9 protein-coding genes are annotated in these 12,675 nt (G+C 59.3%); all 9 read left to right on the forward strand.

What is annotated here, in order from left to right; genetic code table 11:
• The first annotated feature begins 281 nt into the window (after nt 1-281).
• The 9 genes from BLX89_RS13215 to BLX89_RS13255 are packed head-to-tail and all read left to right on the forward strand — an operon-like array spanning nt 282 to nt 12,302.
• Nucleotides 282-1,295 carry a type VI secretion system protein TssA gene (locus BLX89_RS13215; protein ID WP_075291364.1) on the forward strand — a complete coding sequence of 338 codons (1,014 nt, stop codon included), beginning with the start codon at nt 282-284 and terminating at the stop codon, nt 1,293-1,295.
• Nucleotides 1,296-1,316: 21 nt separating this feature from the next.
• Nucleotides 1,317-1,871: a type VI secretion system contractile sheath small subunit gene (gene tssB / locus BLX89_RS13220; RefSeq protein ID WP_075291365.1), complete on the forward strand. Its 555-nt coding sequence runs from the start codon at nt 1,317-1,319 to the stop codon at nt 1,869-1,871.
• 53 nt (nt 1,872-1,924) lie between these two features.
• A complete protein-coding gene (gene tssC / locus BLX89_RS13225) occupies nt 1,925-3,382 on the forward strand; it encodes a type VI secretion system contractile sheath large subunit (RefSeq protein ID WP_075291546.1) in 1,458 nt (485 codons plus the stop codon).
• A gap of 31 nt (nt 3,383-3,413) precedes the next feature.
• Entirely contained in the window at nt 3,414-3,974 is a 561-nt protein-coding gene (locus tag BLX89_RS13230) for a type VI secretion system tube protein Hcp (RefSeq protein WP_075291366.1), read from the forward strand.
• Between the two features lie 2 nt (nt 3,975-3,976).
• Entirely contained in the window at nt 3,977-4,465 is a 489-nt protein-coding gene (tssE, locus tag BLX89_RS13235) for a type VI secretion system baseplate subunit TssE (RefSeq protein ID WP_075291367.1), read from the forward strand.
• A 53-nt stretch (nt 4,466-4,518) separates the two neighbouring features.
• The gene (tssF, locus tag BLX89_RS13240) at nt 4,519-6,354 is read left to right on the forward strand and encodes a type VI secretion system baseplate subunit TssF (RefSeq protein WP_245292830.1); all 1,836 of its coding nucleotides are present in this window, start codon (nt 4,519-4,521) and stop codon (nt 6,352-6,354) included.
• The gene (gene tssG / locus BLX89_RS13245) at nt 6,351-7,433 is read left to right on the forward strand and encodes a type VI secretion system baseplate subunit TssG (RefSeq protein WP_075291369.1); all 1,083 of its coding nucleotides are present in this window, start codon (nt 6,351-6,353) and stop codon (nt 7,431-7,433) included. The genes tssF and tssG overlap by 4 nt, the downstream gene beginning before the upstream one ends.
• On the forward strand, nt 7,430-10,126 hold the full coding sequence (gene tssH / locus BLX89_RS13250; protein ID WP_245292823.1) for a type VI secretion system ATPase TssH: 2,697 nt from the start codon (nt 7,430-7,432) through the stop codon (nt 10,124-10,126). The genes tssG and tssH overlap by 4 nt, the downstream gene beginning before the upstream one ends.
• Before the next feature lie 31 nt (nt 10,127-10,157).
• Nucleotides 10,158-12,302: a type VI secretion system Vgr family protein gene (locus tag BLX89_RS13255; RefSeq protein WP_075291371.1), complete on the forward strand. Its 2,145-nt coding sequence runs from the start codon at nt 10,158-10,160 to the stop codon at nt 12,300-12,302.
• Nucleotides 12,303-12,675: the final 373 nt, after the last annotated feature.

The raw sequence follows: 12,675 nt of genomic DNA on the forward strand, positions 1-12,675 counted from the left end.
CGAGTTGGCCGATGCGATGGAGTGGCCGCGTGAGCGGCCCTGGTGCCAGGGCGGGCCGCTCAGGAGTGATCGCCATTTACAAGGCGCTCCGCCGGCTATCGTTTCGGCATCGGCACAAAGGTGGTTCGATACGAAAATCCTGCGACAGCGGGCCTTGCTTCTGCCTCTCTAATCTCCGGGCGTATGGCGGCATATCAAAGCTGCATTTTCGCAGGGCGCTGCGTGTCGACTACCCTGAAGACAATCAATGACGCTTATGAAGCGATTTGACGGTGACCCGAATGACCGCCTTGCAGCTAGAGATTTATTCCAAGCCGATCGCCGTGGAGAATCCCTGCGGCGAGGCGCTTGACTACGATCTGAGCTTTCTCGAACTGGAAATTGCAGCTAAGGGCAAGCCGGGGCATGAACTCGGCGGCTCAGTCGTAGCCCCAGAGCCGCCCGATTGGACGGTGGTGGATCGGCTGGCGGAGGACCTGAGCGCCAAATCCAAAGATCTGCGCGTCGCTGTGCTCGCCGCTCGTTCCGCCCTTGCGCTAAGAGGGGTGGGCGGCTTTCGTCTCGCCGTCGATGGTCTTTCGATCTATGTCGAGGACTTTTGGAGCGGGCTGCATCCGCGACCTGATTCCGACAGCCCGGACGATGAGATCATTCGTATGAATGCGCTCGCCAACCTGTGCGACGCCGACGGTCTTCTGCGCGAACTGCGGTCGATGCCGCTTAGCAAGTCGCGATCTTTCGGACATTTTTCACTGGCCGACTGGGCGGCTGCTCAGGCCGCGGCGGCGGGCCTGGCGGGGGGCGGGGGGCCGGATATCGGCAACATCGGGGATGCCTTCAAGGATACGCCGGAAAGCACTCTCCTAGCGGCAAGCAGCGAGCTTGCCGGCGCGACCGTCGCTGTTTCCCGCATCGGCGATGCCGTTCGCGGAAAGGTGGAGGCCACCCTGGCACCGAATTTCCAACCGCTTCTGGATACGCTTGGCCAGATGCGCAAGCTCGTGGCCGATCATCTGCCGGTGCACGACTTGCCCGAAAATATTTCGGAAGCCGCGCCGACTGTCGCAGGCACGGTCGACATCAGGGATCGCAACGACGTGATCGCTGCGCTTGACCGTATTTGCCGCTGGTACCGCGCCAACGAGCCCTCAAGTCCCGTCCCTGTTCTTCTGGAGCGGGTTAAGCGTGTCGTCGCGAAGGATTTCATGGCGTTGCTGCTTGAACTGGCGCCGAACGGTGCCGCGGAGTTCCGTGCGCTGGCAGGCTTGCCGGCGGAAGACGACAAATCCCTTTAGTTGAAGAGACAGGACACATTCATGGCCAAGGCAAGCAGCCAAAAGTTCATCGCTAGAAACCGGGCACCCCGGGTTCAGATCGAATACGACGTCGAGCTCTACGGTTCGGACAAGAAGGTGCAGCTTCCGTTTGTCATCGGCGTGATGGCCGATCTCGCGGGCAACAGCCTGCAAGAACAGCCCGCCCTTAGCGAACGAAAGATGTTGGAAATCGACGTCGATAATTTTGATACGCGCCTGAAATCGCTCCAGCCGCGTGCAGCGTTTCGCGTCGACAACACTCTGACGGGCGTGGGGCAGCTGCCGGTGGACATTACCTTTGAGAGCATGGAGAGCTTTTCTCCCGCTGCCGTCGCCCGCAAGGTACCGAGCCTCGCCCAACTGCTCGAAGCCCGCGTGCAGCTTGCCAATCTGCTGACGTACATGGACGGCAAGGCCGGAGCGGAGGAACTTGTCGCGCGTCTGTTGTCCGATCGCAGCCTTCTGGAAGCTCTAGGCAACAAGGTAAATCCCGACGCCTGCGCCGAGAGCCCAAAAAGGGCTGACGAGACGCCTTCTTCCGAGGAGGCCAAGTGATGGCAACGAAATCATCAGCACAGAACGCTGCTCAAAAGACGCAACAGGCCGCGATGCCCGCCCTGGAGGCGGACGATTTCGCAAGCCTGTTGCAGCGGGAGTTCCGTCCCCGGTCGGATCAGGCACGAAATGTCATTGATCAGGCGGTGAAAACGCTGGCCGAGCAGGCTCTAGAAACCACCTACCTCGTGGAAGATGACGTCGTCTCGACCATACAGAGCATTATCGCGTCGATCGACCGCAAGCTGACGGAGCAGATCAACAAGATCATCCACCACGAGGATTTCCAGGCCCTGGAATCAGCCTGGCGCGGACTGCATCATCTAGTCTTTAACACTGAAACCGACGAGACTCTAAAGATTCGCGCGCTGGCGATCTCCAAGAAGGAACTCGGCCGCGAACTGCGCAAGTACAAGGGTATCGCCTGGGACCAGAGCCCATTCTTCAAGAAGATTTATGAGGAAGAATATGGGCAGATCGGCGGAGAACCCTACGGCTGCTTGATCGGCGACTACTACTTCGATCACAGCCCGCCGGACATCGAAATCCTTAGTTCGCTGGGACGCATCGCCTCGGCTGCCCACGCACCTTTCATAGCCGCGGCTGCCCCCTATCTGCTGCGCATGGAATCTTGGCAGGAACTCGCCAATCCGCGCGACATCACCAAGATATTTCAGACGCCCGAATACGCTGCGTGGCGTTCGCTCCGCGAAAGCGAGGACGCGCGCTACATTTCGCTGACCATGCCACGTACGCTTGGCCGTCTTCCGTATGGCGCCAAGACGGACCCGGTGGACGATTTCGACTTCGAGGAGACCGTCGAGGCAGGAACCGCTGACAACTATCTGTGGTGCAATGCCGCTTATGCGATGGGCGTCAACATCGCCCGCTCATTCAAGCTTTACGGCTGGTTGGCGCGCATCCGCGGTGTGGAGGCGGGAGGACTGGTCGAGAACCTGCCGGCGCATACTTTCCCGAGCGACGATGGCGGGGTCGATCTCAAATGCCCGACGGAGATCGCGATCAGTGACCGCCGGGAGGCCGAGCTGTCGAAGAACGGCATGTTGCCTCTGCTTCATCGCAAGAACACCGACATGGCAGTGTTCATGGGTGCGCAGACCCTGAACAAGCCGGCGGTTTATGAGGATGCGGATGCTACAGCTAATGCCGAGCTCAGCGCCCGCTTGCCTTACATCTTTGCCACCTGCCGCTTTGCCCATTTCCTGAAATGCATCGTCAGGGACAAGATCGGCACGTTCAAGGAGCGGGCAGAGGTCGAACTCTGGCTCAATCGCTGGATCAATCAATACGTCCATCCGTCGATTTCCACCGCAACGGAAGAAGACCGCGCACGCATGCCGCTCGGTGCTGCCGAAGTAACCGTCGAAGAGGTTCCCGACAATCCAGGATACTACAACGCCCGCTTTTACCTGCGGCCGCACTACCAGCTGGAAGGTCTGACCGTTTCGCTGCGTCTCGTGTCGAAATTGCCGTCGATGCGCGCAAACTGATCAGCCGTAACGTCACCAATGGAGAAATGACATGGCGTTTGATGCCGTACTGAACTTCAACCTGCCATCGCTGACGGGCCTTACCGTCAAGGGGGAATCCGAGATCGTCAAGGATGGAATACCGCTGACCGACGAGTGGAGCTTTTCGCTGGAAAACAAGCTCAATATTACCCAACACACCAGCGGTGCCGGCGCTGGTAAAGCCGAGTTCGAGGTTTTCACGATCAAGAAGCAGGTTGATACCGCCTCGGCCAATCTGCTGATTGCCTGCGGCTCGGGGGCCCATTTTCACGGTGTCACCCTCAAGCTGTTCAAGGCAGGGGGCAATTTCGCCACCGCCCAGCAAAACCTTTATCTTTGCTGGACCTTCAACCAGTTGGCGGTCGAAAAGGTCGAATGGAGTTTCGGGGACCCGGCACCGGAGGAAAATGTCACCTTTAAGTTTGGCGCTTGCAGCGTGTCCTACGGGCGCCAGTCCTCGACGGGCAAGATTACGCCGGCCGGTCTCGGAAGCTGGAACCAGATTGCCAACAAGGCTGACTTCACGACTGGCATCGTCGGTGCAGCGGCAGCAACGCTTGTGACCGGCTGACCATGCAACATCATTCCTCCACAGCCTTGCTCGACCGTCTTACGGATGACGCACCAGATACGGATGTGGAGGTTATTCCCTATTCGGATGCATCTCGCGCACGCCTGCGCCAATCGATCTTGCGGGATCTTACCTGGCTCTTCAATACGTCGCCACTTGAAGCTGGAGTGGATTTGGATGCCTATCCGGAGGTGGCAGCGAGTACTGTCAATTACGGCGTCAGGACGAGCGTAGGCCTCGAAGCTGATGCGGCTGATCCAACCCTGCTGCGCTGGGACATCCTTCGAGCGTTGGAGCTGTTTGAACCCCGCTTCGCTCCAGATAGTCTCGACGTCTCCCTGATGAAGGAGACCATGGAAGGTGCCTTTCAGTTCCGCATTGACGCCGAGCTGCTGGAGGCTTCTCAACCGCTACGCATGGTTATGCGCGCCGAGCATGGAGGGACAAGGGCAGGTGTGCGAGTGATCGAGATGCACAGGGGGGAGCGCTGATGGACCCCCGACTTCTACGACTCTACAATAACGAATTGTCCTATATGCGTGAAATGGGTGGCGAGTTCGCGCAAAACTTCCCGAAGATCGCCGGTCGGTTAGGCCTGCAGTCGGGTGAAGCCGCCGACCCTCTTGTCGAGAGGATGCTTGAAGGCTTCGCCTTTCTTGCCGCCCGCGTTCAGATGAAGCTTCAGGCGCGTTTTCCCGATTTTACGCAGCATATGCTGCAGATGGTCTATCCGCATTTCCTGGCGCCGGTGCCATCGATGGCGATCGTGCAATTCAAGCCGGATGAGGAGGCCGGCAGGCTTGAGAAGGGTTATGTCGTCCCACGCGGTACCATGCTGACCGGCGGGTTGGCGAATGGGACGATGACGCATTGCCAGTTTCGAACCGCCCATGACGTACACCTCTGGCCGATCGGTATCACAGCATGCGATTACTATACCGCGCCCGCGCAGGTCGCGGCGCTGCGATTGCCGCAGGCTGCGAATTCCAAGGCCGTACTGCGCCTTCGTTTGAAAACCACGAACGGTCTCGCCTTCAACAAGTTGGCCTTGCGAAGCGTTGATCTTCACCTGACCGGTGCAAGCGGCGTCGGCGGCCTGCTGATGGAGCATCTCCTCGGACAAGTGAGCGGCATGATGGTGCGACCCTCGACGCGGCCGTTTACGTGGGAAGAGTTCATCGAAAAGCCGGTTATCAGACAGAGAGGACTCCACCCAGATGATGCCATGCTTCCGGTGGTGCCTCGCTCATTTGACGGTTACCGGCTGTTGCAGGAATATTTTGCCCTGCCCGAGCGAGTGCATTTCCTGGAAATCGGCGGCTTGGCGGATGCAATCATGCAGTCGGCAACCGAGGAGATCGAAATCCTCATCATGATGCGCAATGCAGATCAACGTCTGGCGCGTTCGGTGGGGCCTTCCAACATCGCGCTCTTTTCAACGCCTGTCGTCAATCTTTTCAAACGAAGCGCAGACCGGATCCATGTCAGTGACCGCCAATACGAATACCACGCGGTAATCGACAAGCTGAGGCCGATGGACTTCGAGCTGCACACGATCCTCGACATCAAGGGGGACACAATTGACGACAGCGGTTCACGGGAGACGCGGTACCAGCCCTTCTATTCCATCAACGATAAGAAAATCGGAAAGCACGCGAGCGCGTACTACACAATGCGGCGTGAAAAGAGGTTGCCATCGACACGCCAGCAGGTCCATGGCGCTCGCACGGGCTATATCGGCAGCGAGGTTTTCCTTTCGCTTTCGGATGGCTCTCTTTCCGCTTCATCCGGCAGAGAACGACAGTTGCAGCTGACTTGCCTGTGTTCCAACCGCGATCTGCCGCTGTTGATGCCTGTCGGCGTCGGCGACAGTGATTTCAGTCTTGAGATTGGTGCTCCCGTCGCGGCGATCACCTGCATTCAAACCCCAACCCCGCCACAGCCGTCGGTTGCCGAGGGCGATGTTGCCTGGCATCTGCTGAGCCACCTGTCCCTCAACTATCTCTCGATCAACGATAGCGGCGAAACCGAAGGCGCCGGTGCCGAAGGTCTGCGCGAGCTTCTCCGGCTCTACGCGGTCAAGCAGGATCCGGCAATCGCTCGCCAGATCGACGGCGTCAGAAACATCTCGTCCAGACCAGTGATACGGCGGCTCAAGGGCTACGGACAGGCGTCCGTGGCGCGGGGTCTTGAGATCACGATTCTCCTTGACGATACGGCGTTCGAGGGCGTGGGATGTTTCGCGCTATCTGCCGTACTGAACGCGTTTTTCGCCAAATATGTTTCCATCAATAGCTTTACGGAAACGGTGCTGGTCACCCAGCAGCGCGGCTTGGTAATGCGTTGGGACGCGGCTGAAGGGCTGAGGCCGATCGCATGAACGCGCTCCAGGATCTGCTCGATACGATTAGGCGGGCGCCAGAAGATTTCGATCTTTTCCAGGCTCTGCGTCGGGTCGAGGCGACGGCGCCGGAGAGCCCGCGGCTCGGTCAGTCCGCCAGGCCTTCGCAGGATCCTGTCAGGCTCGGGCAGCAGCCCTCTCTGGTCTTCTCGCCGCGCACGATTGCGAGTGTTACCGAACCCACAAAAGGTGAGCGTGCGAGTAGGTGGGAAACGCCAGATCGAATCGAGACCTATTCATTTGGTCTTTTTGGACCGAATGGGCCGCTGCCGCTTCATCTGACCGAGTATGTGTTTTCACGAATGACCAACGACCGCGACGAGACCATGGCGCGGTTCGCGGATATGTTTCATCACCGCATGCTGAGCTTCTTCTATCGCGCGTGGGCGCTGAGCGAGCCGGCGGTCAGTCATGATCGCAAGGAAGAAGACACGTTTGCGGAAAGCCTTGCAGCTCTTGCCGGTCTCGGCATGCCGGCAATGCGCGGCCGAGATCGCATGCCTGACCTCGTAAAGCTCCACTACATCGGGCGGCTGGCATCTCATACCCGCAACGCTGAAGGTTTGCAGGCGATCCTTGAAGGGTATTTCGACGTGCCTGTTGTTATTCGTGAATTCGTCCCGAGCTGGGTGGCCCTGCCAGCCGGTTCGATCAGCCGGCTTGGACATGAACCGCGGACTGGCCGTCTTGGACGGGGTATCAGCATCGGCTCCCGCGTGCACGTCCATCACCACAAATTTCGTGTGGTGGTCGGTCCCTTGCGACTACAGGCGTACCAGCGTCTGCTGCCCGGTGGGGACGCTCTCGGTACATTGCGCGATATTGTGCGCAATTATGTCGGAGACGAGCTGGAATTCGAATACAACTTGGTTCTTCAAAGACGTGAGGTGCCGGCCCTCCAGCTTGGCGGGAAGGGCCGGCTTGGCTGGACGATGTGGCTCGGGCGGAGACGTGCTGCATCGGACGCGCACGATCTTGTGAAGGCCATATCTCCCACATCGCAGAAAACTGCGACGGACAACTCACCTTCTGCCGAGACAGCATGGAGCTTTGCGTGACACATTTTCGTCGACAAGCGCTTTTCGAGCGGCTTAATCCGTTCTGCTACGAGGCTTTGCAGTTGGCAACGGCATTCTGCAAGATGCGTGGCCATGCGTATATCGAGCTGGTGCACTGGCTATATCAGATGCTCGATCGTCCGGATTCGGACATGGTGCGGCAGCTGCAGGCGGCTGGCATCGATTTCGAAATACTGATGCGCGATTTCAGCCGCAGTCTTGACAGACTGCCGCAGGGAGCGACCGCGATTTCCGACTTCGCTTTCCATATCGATGAGGCCGTGAAGGAAGGCTGGATTGTCGCCAATCTCGGTTTCGGGAGCGACCGGATCCGCTCAGGTCACCTTCTCATAGCCTGTCTGTCAAACCCATCCCTGAACAATGCGGTTCTCGCGACGTCTGCGGAGTTTTCCAAGCTCAAGGTGGAGGCGGCGAGCGCAGAGTTCGCGCAGATCGTCGATGGCTCCCCAGAAGCGCCGGCGCCGGGCAATTTGCCGTCGGCTTCTGGGCAGGTCACGAGGGAGGGCGGCGCCCTCGCGCAGTTCGCGATCGACCTCACGGAGATGGCACGATCCGGAAAGCTTGATCCAGTGATAGGCCGCGATGCGGAAATCCGCATGATGATCGACGTTCTCATGCGTCGCCGTCAGAACAATCCTCTCCTGACAGGAGATGCGGGGGTGGGGAAGACGGCGGTGGTCGAGGGGCTGGCCTGTGCGATCGTCAACGGCGACGTACCGCCGACGCTGCGCAATGCGCGGATCCTTGCTCTGGACATCGGTCTCCTTCAGGCTGGTGCGGGTGCGAGAGGCGCTTTTGAGGAGCGGCTGCGTCAGGTGATCACGGAGGCGCAGTCTCCCGACCACAATATCATCCTTTTCATTGATGAGGCGCATAGTCTTGTCGGTGCTGGTGGCCAGGAAGGAACAGGAGACGCCGCCAATCTGCTGAAACCGGCCCTTGCCCGCGGCACACTCAAGACGATCGGTGCGACGACGTGGAGCGAATACAAGCGCCATATCGAAAAGGACCCCGCTCTCACGCGGCGGTTCCAGCCGATCGCGGTCGAGGAACCTGCGCCGGAACAGGCGATCGCGATGATGCGTGGGATCGCTGCGACCCTCGAACGCCACCATGGCATTGAAATCACCGACGACGCCGTTATAGCCGCCGTACGCCTTTCGCATCGCTACATCCCCGCGCGGCAGCTCCCGGACAAGGCGATCAGTCTGCTTGATACCTGCTGCAGCCGAGTGTCTGCCGCACGCCACAGCCCGCCGCCCGAGCTTGGTCTGCTGCGTCAGACGATCGCAAATTCTCAGCTTGAACTCGGCATCCTTGAGCGGATGGCGGCAGACGGAGATGACGTAGCCCAGCGCCATGTGGGCATGGAGAAACAGCTCGGCGAACTTTTGCAGGCGGAGGGCCTTATTACAAAGCGTTGGCAGACGGAATTGTCCCTTGTTCTAGACATCGGCGATGCGCGCGCGGCCGCCCGATCAGGCGACAAGGAGGGTTTGGAGCGCAAATCCGCTCGGGAAAAACTTTCGGCTCTTCAGCGGCAATTTGCCGAAACGGCGGGAGAGCAAGCGCTTGTAGAGGAACGTGTCACACCGGATATCGTCGCCCGTATCGTGCAGGAGTGGACGGGCGTTCCCGTTGGCCGATTGCTCAAAAGCGAAGCCAGCACGCTACTGTCGCTTGCAGAAACGCTCGGTCGCCGGGTTATCGGCCAGGATCAGGCGGTCGAGGCGATCGTCAAACGGATCCAAACAAGCCGCGCAGGGCTAGACGATCCTAACAAACCGATCGGCGTGTTCCTGTTGTGCGGCCCGTCCGGTGTTGGCAAAACGGAGACTGCTCATGCGCTGGCGGAACTCATGCAAGGCGGATCGTCTGGGCTCGTCACAATTAACATGAGCGAGTTTCAGGAGGCTCATACGGTATCGGGCCTCAAAGGCGCGCCACCCGGTTATGTCGGATACGGGCAGGGTGGTCGACTGACGGAGGCCGTGCGCAGACGCCCCAACAGCGTTGTCCTGCTCGATGAAATTGAAAAGGCGCATCCCGATGTCCACGAACTGTTTTACCAAGTCTTCGACAAGGGCGTGATGGAGGACGGGGAGGGGCGTCTTATCGATTTCCGCAACACGCTGATCCTGATGACCTCCAATATCGGCTCAAGCGAGATCAGCGATTTCGTCGAAAGCGCACAACGGTCGCCCGATATAGCCGAGCTCGAGGCCTTGATCCGCAAGCCGCTGGCCCAAGTGTTCGCTCCGGCGCTACTGGGTCGCATGATCGTCTTGCCCTACCGCCCGCTGAGCGACGACATCCTTCATGACATCGTCGAGCTGCAACTGAGCCGTATCGCCGACCGGGTATTTCGGGCTCATGAGGCGGACTTCTCCTACAGCGATGCCGCCATACGCCTTATCGTTGAGCGTGCGAGGCAATCGGAAAGCGGCGGGCGCGTCATCCAAGCTTTGCTGACCAATGCCGTGCTTCCAGCGATCAGCCGCCACGTCTTCGGTCAACAGCTTGAAGGCCGGACCTTCGATGGTGTGTATCTCGATGCACGCGAAGGCGAATTCATCTTTGATTTTAGTAGTGTCAAGACCGAGGGCGAAGACGCGAACCGAACTGAAGATGCCGATTTAATGCCTGCGGTGGCCACGTTGGCGGCAGGCTGAAGGAGCCGCGTAGCTTCAGAAAGATGACGAAATGCCCCGTAATTCAGGAAACGTCAGATCAGGCAGCGGCGGGCTCCTGGCCCAGAACCGTTACACGGCGGTTACCACAGCACCCTTTGATCTGCAGGAGATCACGCTTCTTCATGTGCGCGGCGTGGAGGAAATATCCCGACCGTTCTGCTACGAGTTGACAATCGTGTCACGCAGGCGCATACGAACGTTCGCGACTGTGGTCGGGCAGCAGCTCACAGTCGGCTTGAAACTTGCCGATGGCGGCACCCGCTATTTGAATGGGGTGATCCGGCATTTTTCCTATCTCGGTCTCGACGACAGCCGCCGGCCAATCTATGTAGCGGAAATCACGCCATGGTTCGCCACGCTCGACTTGCGACGCAACTCGCGCATCTTCCAGAACATGACAAGCCTCGAGATCGTGAAGCGCGTTCTCGCAGAACATTCGATGTGCCTTGTGCGCGACACGACGAAAACGAGGCCGCCGAAACGCGTCTATTGCGTCCAGTACGAGGAAACGGATCTCGCCTTTGTTAGCCGCATGCTGGAGACGGATGGGATATATTATTATTTCAAACACAGCGCCAACCAGCATGAAATGGTTCTTGCCGACAGTCCCTCCGCGCACAAGCCTTGTCAGCCGGGCACGATCGAGACCAATCTGTCGCTATCGGATCACCGCATGCATGAAGATTTGTTCTGGGACTGGCGCGAGACCGTCTCCTACCAGTCCGCGCAGGTGTCGCTCGCCGACTACAATTTCGAAACGCCGACCGCGCAGTTGACTTCGATCACACCAGTTCCCTCCGTACGGACAGGCGGCGTTCCCACCCTCGCGGAAGAGCGTGCCTTTACGCGCCTCTCCAAAGGCCCAAGCCCCACGCAAAACGCAACGACCGCGACCGGCCGCAATCTAGCCCAGCGTGAGCTGTTTCATTACCCGGGGAAATATACCAGCAAGTCGGAAGGTGATTTATATGCGCGGATTCGATCCGAAGAAATCGCCGCTCATGCCTACCGGGTTCACATTATCGGCAACGCGCGACAGCTTTGCGTCGGCGACACCTTTGTCGCGAGCAATCCGTTTGAGATATCGGACACGACGATTGCTCCTTCGCCGAGCGACAGTTGGCTCGCTGTGCGGGCCGAAATTGATATTATCGGGGAGATACAAGACGAGCGTACACGGGGGCTAATCGCCTCCCGTCAGTTGCGGGCCAATCGGCAGTCAGGCCCGATAGCGCCGTTTCCGGAGATCGCCGACGGCGAGGAGCAGCATCTTTATCGCTGCGCAATCAGCGCTATGCCTGCAGGAGCCCAGTTCAGGCCGCGACGCCTTACGCCAGCGCCTGTCATAGCCGGGCCACAGACTGCCGTCGTCGTCGGCCGTCCCGGAGACATCATCACCACGGATCGCTACGGACGCATAAAGGTGCAGTTCATGTGGGATCGCGAAGGGCGCAGGAACGAGAATAGCTCCTGCTGGATCCGCGTCGCGCAGATGATGGCCGGGAAGACCTTTGGCGCGGTTGCGACACCTCGGGTAGGACATGAGGTCGTGGTCGAGTTTCTCGGTGGCGATCCTGATCAGCCACTGGTGACCGGCACGCTCTACAACGCCGCGAACATGCCGCCCGAGGATTTGCCGGTCCAGTCGTCCCGGACGACGCTGCGGACCCGTTCGATCGACGGTACCTCCAACCAGTACAACGAGTTACGGTTTGACGATCAGCGGAGCGGCGAGGAGGTGTATGTGCGGGCGCAGAGGAATCTCGCGGTCGATGTCGGGCAGGGATATGCCCTCACCGCAAAGGACGAGTTTACGCTGAACCTCACAGGCTTCGCGCCGTGGGTGAAACGAACTCCGCAGCCCATGTCCGGAAGTCAAGTCGTCATGACGCCGAGCAAAATTTCCTTCGTCGTTTCCAGCGCTCTGGGCAAGCAGGCGCTTGAGATCACCGATAAGGGCGTCTTTATCGTCGCAAGCGAAATCGGTTTCCTGTCGACGAAAGGGCCGGTCTCGGCGCTTCCGAGCATCGCCCCCGTGCCTTCACCGCCGCTGCTGGAAGCGGCTCTGTCGCTAAATGCGGCGCTACCGCCCGGCACGGCTAATACGCTTGTCGACAAAACGAACCCGCTTCCGCCACGCGAACCAGGAAAATAGCGCGGCGGCGGCCATGCGCCGCGCGAATTTCGGCATCAGCAAGATGCATTGGTGTGTACCGATTGAAGCTTGTAGTGTCGCGTCAACAGTCCGGCGACAGCGAAAGACCGGTCTCCTCGGCGATCACCGCATCGGCCGGCCACACCCCTCAGTCCGAAGCTGATTGCCTGGGGATGCGGCTTTTCATGCGCTATCCCCATAGTCGCGCAGCTGAACCCGCCTGTTGACCGCAAGCCATGCCACCGCCGGCATGGCTTGCGGCTTCTGTACCCCTTGCCCCTTTCCATTTGAGCCGTGCCCGGTCCGATACTGGCTTCGTGGGTATACGTCACGCGTATAGCGCCGATAACACCTTTGCATGCCGGTTTCCGAT

The sequence above is a fragment of the Pararhizobium arenae genome (assembly GCF_001931685.1).
Lineage (GTDB): Bacteria > Pseudomonadota > Alphaproteobacteria > Rhizobiales > Rhizobiaceae > Pararhizobium > Pararhizobium arenae.